The 15,120-nt window shown below is 63.6% G+C and carries 17 protein-coding genes; 10 read left to right on the top strand and 7 right to left on the bottom strand.

Annotated elements, in window-relative coordinates; genetic code table 11:
* Window positions 1-26: 26 nt before the first annotated feature.
* Together ACT89O_RS13260 and ACT89O_RS13255 are read left to right on the top strand one after the other, a co-directional pair.
* Complete coding sequence (locus ACT89O_RS13260; protein ID WP_218301106.1) at window positions 27-620, top strand: gamma-glutamylcyclotransferase; 594 nt, start codon at window positions 27-29, stop codon at window positions 618-620.
* A gap of 99 nt (window positions 621-719) precedes the next feature.
* Window positions 720-1,247, top strand: coding sequence for a superoxide dismutase family protein (locus ACT89O_RS13255; RefSeq protein WP_176885993.1), 528 nt, complete (start codon window positions 720-722; stop codon window positions 1,245-1,247).
* A 92-nt stretch (window positions 1,248-1,339) separates the two neighbouring features.
* Here the strand turns inward: ACT89O_RS13255 and ACT89O_RS13250 are convergent, their stop codons facing one another.
* On the bottom strand, window positions 1,340-1,903 hold the full coding sequence (locus ACT89O_RS13250; RefSeq protein ID WP_436129283.1) for a nucleotidyltransferase family protein: 564 nt from the start codon (window positions 1,901-1,903) through the stop codon (window positions 1,340-1,342).
* Between the two features lie 83 nt (window positions 1,904-1,986).
* Window positions 1,987-2,754 carry an SDR family NAD(P)-dependent oxidoreductase gene (locus ACT89O_RS13245; protein ID WP_487260263.1) on the bottom strand — a complete coding sequence of 256 codons (768 nt, stop codon included), beginning with the start codon at window positions 2,752-2,754 and terminating at the stop codon, window positions 1,987-1,989.
* Window positions 2,755-2,854: 100 nt separating this feature from the next.
* Between ACT89O_RS13245 and ACT89O_RS13240 the strand changes: the two genes are divergently transcribed.
* Window positions 2,855-3,763 (top strand): LysR family transcriptional regulator, encoded by a 909-nt coding sequence (locus ACT89O_RS13240; RefSeq protein WP_487260262.1) that lies wholly within the window; start codon window positions 2,855-2,857, stop codon window positions 3,761-3,763.
* 29 nt (window positions 3,764-3,792) lie between these two features.
* Here ACT89O_RS13240 and ACT89O_RS13235 read toward each other — a convergent pair whose 3' ends face one another.
* The 3 genes from ACT89O_RS13235 to ACT89O_RS13225 form a co-directional block, all read right to left on the bottom strand.
* Complete coding sequence (locus tag ACT89O_RS13235) at window positions 3,793-6,063, bottom strand: xanthine dehydrogenase family protein molybdopterin-binding subunit (protein ID WP_487260261.1); 2,271 nt, start codon at window positions 6,061-6,063, stop codon at window positions 3,793-3,795.
* A 22-nt stretch (window positions 6,064-6,085) separates the two neighbouring features.
* Window positions 6,086-6,547 carry a (2Fe-2S)-binding protein gene (locus tag ACT89O_RS13230; RefSeq protein WP_055401911.1) on the bottom strand — a complete coding sequence of 154 codons (462 nt, stop codon included), beginning with the start codon at window positions 6,545-6,547 and terminating at the stop codon, window positions 6,086-6,088.
* 181 nt (window positions 6,548-6,728) lie between these two features.
* A complete protein-coding gene (locus ACT89O_RS13225; protein WP_121506399.1) occupies window positions 6,729-7,301 on the bottom strand; it encodes a TetR/AcrR family transcriptional regulator in 573 nt (190 codons plus the stop codon).
* Between the two features lie 134 nt (window positions 7,302-7,435).
* Here ACT89O_RS13225 and pdxH point away from each other — a divergent pair, with 134 nt between their 5' ends.
* The 7 genes from pdxH (at window position 7,436) to ACT89O_RS13190 (ending at window position 12,813) form a co-directional block, all read left to right on the top strand.
* Window positions 7,436-8,089, top strand: a complete 654-nt coding sequence (pdxH, locus tag ACT89O_RS13220; protein WP_121506400.1) for a pyridoxamine 5'-phosphate oxidase — start codon at window positions 7,436-7,438, stop codon at window positions 8,087-8,089.
* A 45-nt stretch (window positions 8,090-8,134) separates the two neighbouring features.
* The gene (locus tag ACT89O_RS13215; RefSeq protein ID WP_487260260.1) at window positions 8,135-8,530 is read left to right on the top strand and encodes a VOC family protein; all 396 of its coding nucleotides are present in this window, start codon (window positions 8,135-8,137) and stop codon (window positions 8,528-8,530) included.
* Window positions 8,531-8,668: 138 nt separating this feature from the next.
* Window positions 8,669-9,262: a TetR/AcrR family transcriptional regulator gene (locus ACT89O_RS13210; protein WP_121420177.1), complete on the top strand. Its 594-nt coding sequence runs from the start codon at window positions 8,669-8,671 to the stop codon at window positions 9,260-9,262.
* Between the two features lie 296 nt (window positions 9,263-9,558).
* Window positions 9,559-9,852, top strand: a complete 294-nt coding sequence (locus ACT89O_RS13205; RefSeq protein WP_121506402.1) for a hypothetical protein — start codon at window positions 9,559-9,561, stop codon at window positions 9,850-9,852.
* Between the two features lie 121 nt (window positions 9,853-9,973).
* Entirely contained in the window at window positions 9,974-10,975 is a 1,002-nt protein-coding gene (locus ACT89O_RS13200) for an NADP-dependent oxidoreductase (protein ID WP_487260259.1), read from the top strand.
* Between the two features lie 112 nt (window positions 10,976-11,087).
* Window positions 11,088-11,792 carry an SDR family oxidoreductase gene (locus ACT89O_RS13195; protein WP_487260258.1) on the top strand — a complete coding sequence of 235 codons (705 nt, stop codon included), beginning with the start codon at window positions 11,088-11,090 and terminating at the stop codon, window positions 11,790-11,792.
* 49 nt (window positions 11,793-11,841) lie between these two features.
* Window positions 11,842-12,813 carry an alpha/beta fold hydrolase gene (locus tag ACT89O_RS13190; protein ID WP_487260257.1) on the top strand — a complete coding sequence of 324 codons (972 nt, stop codon included), beginning with the start codon at window positions 11,842-11,844 and terminating at the stop codon, window positions 12,811-12,813.
* A 50-nt stretch (window positions 12,814-12,863) separates the two neighbouring features.
* On the opposite strand, the gene ACT89O_RS13185 is transcribed toward ACT89O_RS13190, so the two are convergent.
* Together ACT89O_RS13185 and ACT89O_RS13180 are read right to left on the bottom strand one after the other, a co-directional pair.
* On the bottom strand, window positions 12,864-13,820 hold the full coding sequence (locus ACT89O_RS13185) for an AEC family transporter (RefSeq protein ID WP_218301095.1): 957 nt from the start codon (window positions 13,818-13,820) through the stop codon (window positions 12,864-12,866).
* Between the two features lie 198 nt (window positions 13,821-14,018).
* Window positions 14,019-15,119, bottom strand: coding sequence for an ABC transporter ATP-binding protein (locus ACT89O_RS13180; RefSeq protein WP_487260256.1), 1,101 nt, complete (start codon window positions 15,117-15,119; stop codon window positions 14,019-14,021).
* Window position 15,120 lies beyond the last annotated feature (1 nt).

Raw genomic sequence — 15,120 nt, 5'->3', positions numbered from 1 at the left:
GAAGCTTTCGATTGTAGAGTGAACCCATGACGAACCTGCCCGCCCCGCTGCGAGATCCGGCCCCCATGCTGGAGCGCGCCCTGAACGAATGGGGTGGTCACGAAGACCTGTGGATCTTTGGCTACGGCTCGCTCATCTGGCGCCCGGACTTCGACTATGCCGAGCGCCGCCCGGCCAAGGTGCATGGCTGGCACCGGGCGCTCAAGATGTGGAGCCGCATCAACCGGGGCACGCCCGAATGCCCGGGCCTGGTGTTCGGCATGTTGTCGGGCGGCAGTTGCCGGGGCATGGTGTTCCGTGTGGACAAGGCGCATGCGCGGCAGGTCATGATCAACCTGTGGCAGCGAGAGATGATCACCGCCGTGTACGACCCGCGCTGGCTCACCTGCCACACCCCGCACGGCCCGGTGCGCGCGCTGGCCTTCACCCTGTCGCGCAAAAGCCCCAACCACACGGGCGAGCTGCCCGACCACGAGTACTGCCGTATTTTTGAGCAGGCCTGTGGGCGCTATGGCACCACGCGGGACTACGCCCAGGCCACGTATGACGAGCTGCGCAGGCACGGCATCCATGACCGGGCCCTGGCCCGTTTGATTGCGCTGGCCCAAAAAGAGGCATAGTGCACATCTTTGCTGGACGCGCATGGGCCCGACGGGGAGACTGCGCCTCGGTGCCAGGTTAAATACCGGGTGGTTTCATTGTTCTAAGGAGTTTGAGTCATGAAGATCCGTTTCGCTTTTGTCCTGTCATCCGTTACGGCGCTGGCCTTGGCGGGCTGTGCAGCCTATACCTCAGGGCCCAGCGCCACCGCCAAACTCGAACCCACGCGCGGCAACACCACCGCTGGCACGGTCACGTTCGTGCAGTCGGGCGACGTGGTGAAGGTGTCTGGCTCCATCAGCGGTCTCAAGCCCAATGCCGAGCACGGCTTTCATGTGCATGAAAAAGGCGACTGCAGCAGCGGCGACGGCATGAGCACCGGCGGCCACTTCAACCCCGGCGGCAAATCCCACGGCCACCACGGCATGGGCGACCACCACACGGGCGACCTGCCCAGCCTCAAGGCCGATGCCAATGGCGTGGCCAGTTTCAGCTTTGAGTCACGCACGATCCGCGTCGGCAGCACGGCCAATGACATCGTCGGCAAGGGCCTGATCGTGCACCGCGACCCGGACGACTACAAGACCCAGCCCACTGGCAATGCCGGTCCCCGTCTGGCCTGTGCGGTCATTGCCGCCAAGTCATAAACAAAGAGGCTGCTACGGGCTCCTGGGCCTGAACCGCCCCTCCCCCGCAACCCGCCCGCCAGAGATGGCCGGCGGGTTTGGTTTTTGGCAGATCAGGCCGGTGGACGGCTGGCAAGGAGGCGTTCGGCGCGCGCCAGATCCTGCACGGTGTCAATGTCCGTCACCGTGCCCTCGTCCTCCACCGCCAGGTTTTGCACCTGCCCTTGCTCAGCAAACTTGCGCACCACGCGGGCGGCACCTTGCTCGCCCGACAGGGCCAGCAGATCCGGCAAGCACTGCGCAGCAAATCCCACGGGGTGGCCGCGCTCGCCGTGAAAGAACGGCACCGTCACCGCCCTCTTCGCCACGGCCTGGGCCAGCATTTGCAGGGTGTCAGGCCGCACCAGAGGCAGATCTCCCGGCAACACCAGCCAGCCTGCCGCATGGAACGTGGCCCGCACCGCCGCCGCAATCGAATCGCCCATGCCCGGATGGCCCACATCCTCCAGGTGCCATGCCAGCCCGCTGGCGCGCACGGCGGCCAGCGTGTGCTCCAGCACCGGTACCCCCGCCAGCAATGCGCGCAGCTTGTGCACCTGCCCGCCCGATGCCACAAACCGATCGCCCCGGCCGGAGGCCAGCACCAGGACCACGGGAGACGAGGGATCGAGAGACATGGAGATAGGACCTGCGTTGGACAATGAACCGTGCGGCGCACAGCGGGCGAGATTCTAGGCCGTCCGCCGCACTGCGACGGGACTCAAGCCAGCGTATATCCGCCATCCACCACTAGGTTGTGCCCGCTCACAAAGCTGGCTGCATCCGACAGCAAAAACAGCACCGGCCCGACCATCTCGGCTGGGGCTGCCGGGCGGCCAGACACTGATGCCTGCAAGGTACTGCGCATTGCATCCTCGTTGCCAAAGGCGGCCAGTGCCATGGGAGTGACGGTGGGCCCCGGACTCACGGCGTTCACGCGGATGCCTTGCTGAAAATACTCCATCGCCGCATTGCGCGTGAGGCCCAGGGCCGCGTGTTTGCTAGCGGTATAGGCGCTGATGCCATTGAACCCCACCTGGGACGAGATGGACAGGTTGTTCACGATGGCCCCGCCACCCGTCTTCAGCATTGCGGCAATCTGGTGCTTCATTGCATAGAAGATGCCCAATGTGTTGGCCTGCAGCACCGCCTGCACATCCGCTGCATTCAGGGTGTGCAAAGGGCCCGCGACCCCCAGGGCGCCTGCGTTGTTGAAGGCGCCGTCCAGGCGGTCAAAGTGCTGCACTGTGGCCTCGACACTGCGCTGTACGCTGGCCTCATCGGTCACATCCAGGGCCATCACCCAGGCCTGTCCACCGGCGGCACGCACCCGCTCGGCCACCGCTTCGCATTCGGCCGTGCGGCGCGCGGCCAGCACCACATTGGCTTTGTGGCGCCCAAGCGCCACGGCGGTTTCGGCACCAATGCCCGAAGACGCTCCGCTCACCAGATAAGTTTTTCCGGCCAGATTCCACTCGCTGTTTTGCATGTTCTCTCCTGTGGTGTAGCAAATCAGCGGGAAGCTTATTGTTGAAAATGGAATATATAAATGGCCTGAAAATGCACACATCAATGAACTGATTTCAATAATGAGCCTGGACCTTGCAGATCTCAAACTCCTGAGCACCATCGCGCGCCACCTGAGCTTTCGGGCCGCCGCGCAAGAGCTGGGCCTGTCGGCCTCGGCCATCAGCCATGCCGTGCGTTCGCTGGAGGAGCGGCTGGGTGTTCGCATGTTCAGCCGCACCACGCGCAGCGTGGCGCTGACGCCAGCCGGGCGCCAGTTGCTCGATCGTGTGGGGCCCGCCTTGCAGGATATTGCTGCTGCCATTGACGACATCAACGTGTTCCGCGACACCCCGCAGGGCCTGCTGCGCATCAATGCACCGCGCTCGGCGGGCGATTTGGTGCTGGGGCCGCTGGTTGCACAGTTTCTGGCGCAGCACCCGCAGGCCGAGGTCGAGTTGGTGCTGGACGACGGGTTGGTCGACATTGTCGAAGGTGGCTTTGACGCAGGCGTCCGCTACGGAGAACGCCTGCAGCAGGACATGGTGGCCCTGCCATTGGGGCCGCAGCAGCAGCTGATGGTGGTGGCGTCCCCTGCCCTGCTCGCGGGGGTGGGTGCGCCGCGCAACCCGCGCGATCTGATGCAGATGCCCTGCGTGCGCATCCGCTTTCCGAGCGGAGCGCGCTATGCGTGGGAGTTTGAAAAGGCCGGCGAAAAGATCGCGGTGGATGTGCAAGGCCGCCTGACCGTGGGCGACATGCCGCTCATCCTGCAGGCGGCCTTGGCGGGCGTGGGGTTTGCGTACCTGTACGAACCCTACGCCCGCGAGGCCCTGGCCAGCGGCGCGCTGGTGAGCGTGCTGGACGACTGGTGCCCACCCATCCCGGGCTTCTACCTGTACTACCCCAGCCGCAGGCAGCCCACGGCCACCCTGCGGGCGTTTCTGGAGCTGGTCAAGATGGCCGCTGCATCAGGAGCACCCGGGGGGTGAGGCACCCGCCCCCCGGATGCACGCTGCACTCAAGCCAGCTTGAACGGCAGCTCGCGCGGCGTTTTGCCCGTTAGTTGGGCAATGGCATTCGCAAACGCAGGTGCCAGCGGCGGCAACCCAGGCTCGCCCATGCCCTTCGGTGGATCAGCGCTCGGCACAATGTGCACCGTCACCTGGGGCATGTCGGTGATGCGCGGCACGGCGAAGTCGCCAAAGTTGCTTTGCTCCACCACGCCGTCCTTCAGCGTGATGGCGCCGCCGGGCAGGCACATCGACAGGCCCATCAGCGCCGCGCCCTGCACCTGGGCTTCCACGCTTTTGGGGTTGACCACCAGATTGCAATGCACGCCGGCCGTGATGCTGTGCAGCTTGGGCGCGCCGTCCTTGACGGACGCCTCGACCACATAGGCCACCACCGACTCGAACGACTCGTGCACCGCCACGCCCCAGGCGCGGCCAGCAGCCAGCTTCTTCTTGCCATAGCCCGACTGGGCCACCGCCAGTTGCAATGCGGCCTTGTGACGTGGGTGTTTGTCGCCCATCAGGGCCATGCGGTAGGCCACGGGGTCTTGCTTGGTGGTGCGCGCCACTTCGTCGATGAGGGTTTCCATGGCGTAGGCGGTGTGGGTAGACCCCACACTGCGCCACCACAGCACAGGCACGTTCACATCGGGGTGGTGCACCGACAGTTTCATGGGCACGTTGTACGGCTCCTTCATGCCCTCCACGGCCGTGGCATCGATACCGTTTTTGACCATGAAGGCCTCGAACGGCGATCCCTTGGTGATGGATTGGCCGACGATGGTGTGGTCCCACGCCAGGATCTTCCCTTGTGCGTCGAACCCGATCTCGGCGCGGTGCACGTGCATGGGGCGGTAGTAGCCGCCCTTGATGTCGTCCTCGCGGCTCCACAGCGTGCGCACCGGTGCGGTGATGCCCGCCGTGCGCGCCGCCTTGGCCACGCCGCAGGCTTCCACCACGTAGTCGCTGGTGGGGATGGCGCGGCGGCCAAAGCCGCCACCGGCCATCTGGGTGTTCACCTTCACGTTTTGCGGCTGCAGGCCCAGCGTTTTGGCGGCGGCCATCGCATCCAGGCCGGGCATCTGCGTGCCCATCCAGAGTTCGGCCTTGTCACCATCGAGCTTCACCGTGCAGTTGAGGGGCTCCATCGGTGCGTGTGCCAGGTAGGGGAAGACGAACTCGGCGCTGATCTTGTGCGCAGCGCCAGCCAGCGGCGCCATGTCGGCCTGCATGGCCACGTTGCCGGGCTTGGTGGCCAGCTCGCGGTACTGCGCCAGCAGTGCCGTGGTGTCTGGCTTGCCCACCGCGCTGGTGTCCCATTCCACCTTCAGCGCATCGCGGCCCTGCTTGGCGGGCCAGTAACCATCGGCCACGATGGCCACGCCCTCGCCGCCCCGGTCGGTGGGCACGCGCAGCACGGCTTTCACGCCCTTGATGGCTTTGGCGGCGCTGTCGTCCATCGACTTCAGCTTGGCGCCAAACACCGGCGGGCGCGCCACCACGGCCGTCAGCATGCCAGGCAAGCGCACGTCAATGCCGTAGTCCTGCTGGCCACTCGACTTGGCCTTGGCGTCGAGTCGGCCCGTGGGCTTGCCGATGAGGCGGAACTGCTTGGGGTCTTTCAATGTGACCTTTTCAGGCACGGGCTGCTTCATGGCCGCTTCGGCCAGCGCGCCGTAGCCCAGCTTCTTGCCCCCGGGGCCGACGACGAAACCGTTGCTGGTGCGCAGTGCCGAGGCATCCACGCCCCACTGCGCGGCAGCGGCCGAGACCAGCATGGCTCGGGTGCGCGCGCCCAGTTCGCGGTACTGGGTGTAGGAGTTTTTGATGGAGTTGGAGCCACCCGTGAGGTGCATGCCCATCATCGGGTCGGCATAGGCCTGGTTGGCATCGCCGTGCACGCTGCGCACCTTGCTCCAGTCGGCATCCAGCTCTTCGGCCAGGATCATGGGCAGGCCGGTCTGCACGCCCTGGCCAAAGTCCAGGCGGTTGATGGTGACGGTGACCGTGCCATCGGCGTCGATACGGACAAAGGCTGAAGGCTGCTCGAACGGCTTGAGGCCTGCGGCCGCTGCCCCGGCGCCCTGCGCGCTGGCCATCAGCGGAAACGCACCCAGCGCAAAACCGGATGCCGCAGACACCTTGAGGAACGTGCGGCGCGCCACGCCTTCGTGGGAGGCTACGTCTGCTTCTGTATTGATAGCGCCTTGCGCCTGATTCATAAGCGCTACCAGGCCTTTTGGCATATGGGCGCGGGCGGTTTGAGCGTCGAAATGCATAGTGTTCTCCTGCTCGGTGTTCTTAGGCCAGAGTCTTGGCAGCGTCATGGATGGCCGCGCGGATGCGCACGTAGGTGCCGCAGCGGCACACATTGCCCGCCATGGCAGCGTCAATGTCGGCGTCGGTGGGTTTTTTCTTGCCCTGCAGCAGTGCGGTGGCGCTCATGATCTGGCCGCTTTGGCAGTAGCCACACTGGGCCACGTCGTGCTTGACCCAGGCGGCGTGCACGGCCTTGCCCACCTTGTCATTGGTGGTCACCGCCTCGATGGTGGTGATCTTCTGGCCTGCCGCCGCCGAAATGGGCGTGATGCACGAACGAATGGGCGCACCGTTCAGATGCACCGTGCAGGCCCCGCACAAAGCCTGGCCGCAGCCAAACTTGGTGCCGGTCATGCCCAGCGTGTCGCGCAGGGCCCAGAGGATGGGGGTGGATTCATCGGCATCGACAGCCGTGTCTTTGCCATTGATGTTGAGGGTAGGCATCGTGGGGTTCTCCGTGGGGAAGGTGTTGTTGTGTGGTGGGAGGCGGTTGAACAGAGCGGGATGGTGTCAGCGACGCCATCGGCCATGAAACGGTTGGAGCGTGGTGAGTTGCATTTTTAAGAGAATATAAATTCGATTAAAAGATCAACCTCAGGTAGACAAATTCATCGCAATCTCCTGCTCAGGCCTTCAGGGCGTCCCAGCACAGCCCAAAAGCCATCTGGTGCACGGCCTCCTCATCGGGCAGCACCTTGGTGCGGATCAGGTTGCCCGTCTCTCGCACCGACCCCACCAGGCTGGCCGTGAGCAGCGGGATGGGCACGGCCTTCAGGATCTCTTGCTGCTGGCCTTCTTCCATCAACGCAAAAAAACCGGCCATCAGACGGGTTGAGAATTCGCGGTTGCCCTCGGTGAACCAGGGCGAGTTGTAGTACTGCTCCTGAAACACCACCTCGGCATACTGGTCCAGCCGATGCCGCAGCAGGTTGCCCCAGGCGCGCCGCACGCGGGCGCGGTAGGGCATGCCGGGCACGATGCCCTCCATGATGCGCGCGGCCGTGACCGTCTTGGCATCTTGGTAAAGCTGGCTGATGAGTTCATCCTTGGACGGGTAGTACACATACAGCGTGCTGGTGGCAATGCCCGCCGCGCGGGCAATGTCGGCCAAGGTCAGGCCGCTCAGGCCCGTCTGGGCCACCAGCTCGAAGGTGGCCTGGGCAATGGCGCGCTGTTTTTCGTCGTCTTTGGGTTTCATCGATGCGGCAATATAAGCGAATAGTTATTCGACGACAACCGGGGCCACCGAAGACCCCACGTTACCCGGATCCCGCCCGGCCGTCGCCCTCTGTAGAGCGTGCCCGCCGTGGCTGGCAACCACCCTGCCCTCGCATGCACAATTGGCCCATGACCACCTCCATCGCCGACCTTCGCAAGAGCTACGAGCGCGCCGAACTCAACGAAGACGCCTCGCACGCCGCCCCTCTGCAGCAGTTTGACCAGTGGCTCAAAGAAGCCATCAGTGCCGAAGTGCCCGAGCCCAACGCCATGACCCTGGCCACCGTGGGCAGCGACCTGCGCCCCAGCACCCGCATCGTGCTGATCAAGGGCTATGACGAGCGCGGCATCGTCTGGTTTACCAACTACGACAGCCGCAAGGGCCGCCAGATTGCTGGGAACCCCTACGCAGCCCTGCAGTTCCACTGGGTAGAGCTGGAACGTGTGGTGCGCATCGAGGGCGTGGTGGAAAAGGTCAGTGACGAAGAAAGCGACGAATACTTTGCCAGCCGCCCGCTGGATTCGCGCATCGGCGCCTGGGCCAGCCCGCAAAGCCAGGTCATTTCTGGCCGGGGCGTGCTGGTGGCCAACGCCGCCAAATACGGCGCGCAGTTCATGCTGAAACCACCCCGCCCGCCCCACTGGGGCGGGTATCGCCTCAAGCCTGATCAGTGGGAGTTCTGGCAGGGGCGCAAAAGCCGGTTGCATGACCGGTTGCGGTATCGGATGGATGGGGGGGAGTGGGTACGGGAGCGGCTGGCGCCCTGACTGGGGCCCACCCAGGGACAACAACAGACCTGCAAGAGGCCAACGATGTTTTCGCACATCTTCATCGGCGTCACCGACTTCGACCGCGCGCTGGCGTTCTACCAGCCCGTGATGGCAGCGCTGGGCATCGCGCCGCGTTTTGTGGATACCGCCCACCCTTGGGCCGGATGGCAAAGCCACCCCAACCCGCGCCCCCTTTTTCTCATCGGCCGTCCTTTTGAAGGCGAACACGCACCGGGCAACGGCCAGATGACTGCCTTTGTCGCCAGCACCCGCGCGCAGGTGGATGCAGTGCACGCTGCGGCCCTGGCAAACGGGGGGCATTGTGACGGGCCGCCCGGCCTGAGGCCGCAGTACCACGCCAACTACTACGGCGCATATTTCAGAGACCCGGACGGCAACAAGCTCTGCGTGGCGTGCCACGGCCCCCAAGACGCCTGAGTCCAAGCCACTTCGTCGTATCTTTTCTTCACGTCGCGGCGCCATGAGCATCTCTTGACCTCAAGAGCCTGTGACTTGGAAAAGCCGTTGGTGGATAAAAATTATGATGGCCATCATAATTCGTGATACAGTGAGGGCATGAAGAACGCAGCCCCATCACGCAAAGAGCTAAGCCATGAGCGCATCGTGGCGGCGGCGGCGCGTGCCATCAGGCGCAATGGATTCAGCGGAGCGGGCGTTGCGGACATCATGAAGGACGCAGGCCTCACGCATGGTGGCTTCTATTCCCACTTCCCTTCTCGGGAGGCGATGCTTGCGGAAGCCACAGACAGAGCGGGTGCAGAAACCGTTGGGCTCGCCGAGTCTGCAGCTGCGTCGGTTCCAGCCGATCAAGCGCTGGAGGCTATGCTGGGGGCCTATTTGTCGGAACAGCATATCAACAATCCGGATGTTGGTTGCCCTATGGCAGCCCTCAGTTCGGAGCTGGCCCGCCAAGCCCCCGAGGTGCGGCGTGCAGCCACCCGGCGAATGAAAGAAATGGTGGATGTGATCGCACGACAGTTGCCCACCTGGGGAACACCAGAAGCCCACGAGCGAGCACTTTTTCTGGTTGCCACCATGGTGGGAGCCGTTTCCCTGGCGCGCGCCGTAGACGATCCTTCGCTGGCTGGAAGGCTCAGCAAAGCTGCTTTCAAGTACGCCCGCTCCAGTGGTGAAGAGTCGCAAAAATAGCTTCCATTTTTTTGGGGTTAAATTATGATGAGCATCATATTAGAAACTGAGATGAATTGGAAAAGTCGAAAATCAGCCTATCGAGGGCTTGTTCTCTGGCCTGTTTCGACGTTCTTGTTTGTACAGAAATATGATGATCATCATGAAATCTTTCAGCCGTCGAACTTTGAAACGCCCTATTGATTGCCTTGACCACCAACCCTTCCACCGCAAACCACGCTGAGTGACTCGCCGAAAAGCCTGGCATTCAGCATTTTCTGAGGCGCGTGAGCCTCATTCCCTAGGAGATATCCAGCATGAACACCTTCTCTCGCTTTCTCTCCGTCGCAGTAGTCGCAACGCTCACCGCAGTCGGCGCACAGGCTGCTGAGTTGGACCCGGCGCAATTTGCCACCCAGTTTGAGGGCAACCGCACGCGGGCTGAGGTCGCCGCAGAAGCTGCACAAGTACCCATGACCCGAAGCCAGATCCCTTCGGGCTCCAAAGCCGAGTCTTACAAGTCTGTGGCTGACCGCGCAGCCATCCGGGCACAGGCGGCAGATGCAGTCCGTACTGGCCAGATCTCCTCTGGCGAGACTGGCGCGCGCTAACTTGACGAAGGTGATGCGGTCCTTGTCTCGATCTGAAATATGACGAAAATCATATAGACACAATTTGATCGTCGCCAGTGGGCCGTTCACCAACCTGGATACGCCAGGAGTAAGGAAAACCATGAAAGCATTTGTCATTGATCGCTACAGCAAAAAAGGGGATCTTCGATTGACCGAGCTGCCAACCCCGGAGCTGCGCGACGACGAAGTCCTGGTCCAGGTCCACGCTGCGGGTGTGAATCTTCTGGACTCGAAGATCCGCAGTGGAGAGTTCAAGCTCATCCTGCCTTACAAACTGCCCCTCGTCTTGGGCCACGACGTGGCTGGCGTGGTCACCCAGGTGGGCCCCCGCGTGCGGCAGTTCAAAGTGGGTGATGAGGTCTACGCACGGCCGGACGACTTTCGCATCGGTACGTTTGCTGAATTTGTGCCGGTGAAAGAGGCCTCGCTGGCGCTCAAGCCGAAGAACATCACCATGGAAGAAGCAGCGTCCCTTCCCTTGGTGGCGCTGACGGCCTGGCAGGCGTTGGTCGAGAAGGCCCAAATCAAAAAGGGCCAGAAGGTCTTTATCCAGGCGGGCTCTGGCGGCGTGGGGACCTTTGCCATCCAGCTGGCCAAGCATCTTGGTGCCACGGTGGCCACGACCACCAGCACGGCCAATGCCGCACTGGTGAAGGCCCTGGGGGCCGACGTCGCGGTGGACTACAAGACGCAGGATTTTGAAGACGTATTGCGCGACTACGACGTCGTACTGAACAGCCAGGACGGCGAGACCCTCGAAAAATCCCTGCGAGTGCTCAAGGGCGGTGGAAAGCTCATTTCCATTTCCGGCCCGCCAGATCCCGATTTCGCAAGTGCGATCAAGGCCCCCTGGTTCGTGAAGCTGGTCGTGCGGCTGCTGAGTGCAGGCGTCAGGCGCAGGGCATTGGCGCGCCGGGTCGGCTATTCGTTCCTCTTCATGAGGGCCAACGGAAGTCAGCTGCGCGAGATCACGCGCCTGGTGGAGGCCGGGGTGATACGGCCTGTGGTGGACCGGGTCTTCTCGTTTGAGTCCACCAATGACGCACTTGCGTACGTCGAGGGGGGCCGCGCCAAAGGCAAGGTCGTGATCAAGGTGCGGTAGTCACCCAAAAGCCAATCAGAGCAAAGCCAAGCAGGGCACAAGGCAGACATGGCCCGCCTGGCTTGGCTTTGCCCTGCGCAACGAAATCTTGATTTTTGAACTGGAGTTTTTTATGAAGATTGAAAACGCCGTAGCCCTCGTGACGGGCGCCAACCGTGGCATTGGGCTGGCCTTTGCACGTGAACTCTTGAACCGGGGTGCCCGCAAAGTCTATGCAGCCGCCCGAGATCCGGCCTCCGTCACCCTGCCCGGTGTGCAGGCGCTGAAACTTGATGTGACGAAGCCCGACGAAGTCGCCAGTGCCGTCGCGCAGGCCGGGGATGTGACCTTGCTCATCAACAACGCGGGCATCGCCCAGCCAGGGGGATTTCTCGCTGACGATAGCGAAGAAGTCGCACGCCGCATCTTCGAGACCAACTTCTTCTCTGTGCTGCGCATGAGCAAGGCGTTTGCGCCCATCCTGAAGGACAACGGGGGCGGTGCCCTGCTGAATGTGCTGTCGGTCGCCTCCTGGGTGAACGGCGGAGAGCTGGCCGCCTACTCCGCCAGCAAGTCTGCCGCCTGGTCGCTCACCAACGCGTTGCGCAACGAGTTGCTGGCCCAGAAAACCCAGGTGCTCGGCCTGCACATGGCATATGTGGACACTGACCTTACCCGGGGATTCGATGTGCCCAAGTCGAGCCCTGAAAAAATCGTCCAGCGTGCGCTGGATGGCCTCGAAGCGGGTCTGGACGAAGTCCTGGCGGACGAACTCACCATGCTGGTCAAAAACGGCATGACCGCGCCCACGCCGACCTACCTGCACCCCATGGGCTGAGTAAGCCCCGATACCCGCCCCTGTGTCTTTGGCCTACCGAAAGCCCGCCATGAACCCCCTCCTGAAAAAAACGGCAGCTGCGCTGCTTGCGCTGGCTGCCCCGTTTGCATCCACTCCATCACATGCCCAACAGGCCGTGTCTGGAGGCACCATGCGCGCCGCGCCAGTAGCCAGCCCAGAGCGGTCAACCTGGGCCACTGCGCCCACCCAGTCCATCTCTGCGGGCGGGGTGGACTTTGCCTACCGTGAACTGGGCAAGCACCACGGCGGGACGCCGCTGATTCTGCTGGTCCATCTGGCGGCGGTGCTGGACAACTGGGACCCCCGCGTGGTGGATGGGCTTGCCGCCCAGCGCCACGTGATCGCGTTCGACAACCGGGGCGTGGGTGCATCCAGCGGCTCGCCATCCAACTCCATGGAGCAGATGGCCGATGACGCGATCACTTTCATCAAGGCCAAGGGCTACCGGCAGGTGGATCTGTTCGGCTTCTCGATGGGTGGAATGATTGCCCAAGAGATCGCCTTGAAGGAGCCCGATCTGGTTCGCAAAATGATCCTCGCTGGCACCGGCCCGGCTGGGGGCGAGGGCATCAGCTCCGTTGCAGGGGTGGCCAATCTGGACCTTTTGCGAGGCCTTTTCACGGGCCAGGACCCCAAGCAGTTCCTGTTCTTCACCCGCACGCCCGGCGGCATCGAAGCCGGCAAGGCTTTCCTGAAACGGCTCTCGGAGCGCACGGACAACCGTGACAAGGACATCACCGTGAGCGCCTACGTGGCCCAGTTGCAGGCCCTGAGCGCCTGGGGCAAGAAGGCGCCTGCCGATCTCTCCCAAATCAGGCAGCCGGTGCTCGTTGTCAACGGTGACAACGACCGGATGGTCCCGACGATCAACACGCACGACCTGGCACGGCGGCTACCCAACAGCCAACTGATCATCTATCCCGACGCGGGCCATGGCGGGGTTTTCCAGTTCCACGCCGAGTTCGTCATGAAGGCGCTCGGATTTCTCGCCGTACCCTGACCGACAAGCGGCAGCAGAAAACCGCCGAGCAGATCATCAGCCCATCAAATTCAGCCCACCACCCACCGCGTCACCGCCAAAATCACCACCGGCATCGTGACCAACGCCAGCGCCGTAGACACCGCCACACTCGCCGTCACCTCATCCTCGGCCACCGCATAGCGTTGCGCAAACAGGAACACATTGGCCCCCACCGGCAGCGATGCTGCCACGATCATCACCGCCAGCGGCATGCCCGACAGGCCCAGTGCCCAGCCCAGGGTGGCCAGCACGATGGGGTGCACGACACACTTGACCAGCGCAATGCGCAGTGCGGCCTTGAAGTGGTGGCCGACCTTGGTAAACGCCAGCGTCACCCCCACCAGCAGCAGCGCAATCGGCCCCAGCGCCTGGCCCAGCAGCAGCAGGGGTTTGTCAACCACCTGCGGCACCACCAGCCCGGTCTGCGCAAACAGCAGGCCCGCAATGATGGGCAGCGGCACCGGGTGCACGATACCGTTGCGCACGGCCTGCAGCACGGTGCGCCACATGGGCTGCTGCGCGGAGCCCTCCCGGCCTGCATGCTCGCGCGCGGCGGCCAGTTCAAACACCACGGTGGCGGCGGTCAGCAGGATGAGCGAGTGCACCGAGATCAGCGTGAACAGCGTGACCAGCCCCGCATCGCCAAACACCAGGCCCACCAGCGGCACGCCGATCATCAGCGTGTTGCTGAAGGTGTTGGCCAGCGCCCGCGCCGCGCCCAGGCTGGTAAAGCCCAGCACCGCCAACGTGGCCGTGTACACCACGCCAAACGCCACAAAGTAGATCCCCACGGGGCCGAAGTTGAGGTCTTCGATGTGCACCGTGCTCATGGTGCGAAACAGCAGCGCGGGCGTGAGCACCATGAACACGAGGTTGGCCAGGTCCTTTACCGCTGCGGCCCGAATCCAGCCGCGCCGCCCCACGTAAAAGCCGATGGCGATGAACAGGATGACGGGGATCAGCGAGGTGAAAACGGGAGAGTTCAAGGTGAAAAACCGGTGGCCGTGCGGTGGTGGAGGCCCGTATTGTGGCCCGGGTCACCACGCTGGCATCCGCTGGTCACTATTGTTTTTGTAGCTGCTTGCGCTTATCCATCAAGCGCCAGTGCCCATTTTTGCTTGAATATTTCATGCCCGGCAGTCGGTGTGCCGGTGCGTGGTGGATTGTCCGTGCCATAGGGCATCTCACCCCGCCACCACCGACACCCCGTGGTCTGCCAGCGTCAGGCTCACCGGTGCGCCCACATCCAGCGGCAGCTTCACCTGGGGCGAAACCACAAAGATCTCGCCCAGCGCGCTCGCAAAGGTGTATTCCATGACGCTGCCCAGGTAGGTGCGTTTGGTCAGCCGGGCGGCCAGCCCGCTGGAGGTTGCGGGGCCGATGACCCAGGCTTCGGGCCGCACGGCGATCTTGACCGGGCCGGGGGCGAGAGATGCTGGCGATGGCACGCGCAAAGGGCCGAGCCGGGCATGGCTGCCAGCCGCCGGGCTTTCCCCATCCGCCGGATTGAGCGCATGGATGTGCCCCTCGAACAGCATTGCCTCGCCCATGAAGCCCGCCACAAACTCGGACGCGGGCTGCTCATACAGCGTGCTGGGCGCTCCGCACTGGGCGATGGTGCCTTTGTCCATCACCACAATCTGGTCGCTGACCGCCAAGGCTTCGCTCTGGTCGTGGGTCACATAGACCACCGTCAAGCGCAGGCGTTGCTGCAGGGCGCGGATCTCTTCGCGCATGGCGCGCCGCAAGCGGGCGTCCAGATTGGACAGCGGCTCGTCAAACAGCAGCACGGCGGGCTCCAGCGCCAGCGCCCGGGCCAGGGCCACGCGCTGTTGCTGCCCCCCCGAAAGTTCATGGGGCCTGCGCAGGTCCAGGCCCTGCAGGCCCACGGTGTCGAGCATGGCGCGGGCCTTGTCGCGCACCTGCGGCGGGCGCAGGTGCAGCCCGTGCAGGCCGTAGCACACGTTGTCGATCACGTTCAGGTGCGGGAACAGTGCATAGCTCTGGAACACCAGGCTCACATTGCGCTGCGCCGGGCCAAGGGTTGTCACGTCCTGCCCGTCGATGAAGATGCGGCCTGCAGTGGGCGATTCGAGCCCGGCAATCATCCGTAGCGTGGTCGTCTTGCCGCAGCCCGAGGGCCCCAGGATGGTGGTGAGCGTGCCACGGGGCACCACAAAGCTGATGTGGTCCACCACCATCGGCGCGCTGGGCAATGGTCCGTACCGCTTGCTGACATCCCGGAACTCGATGCCATGCGCGGCAGATGACTGCTTCACGGACATC

This window comes from Acidovorax sp. NN32 (assembly GCF_057597245.1).
This window is presented reverse-complemented; position numbering and strand designations above follow the sequence as displayed.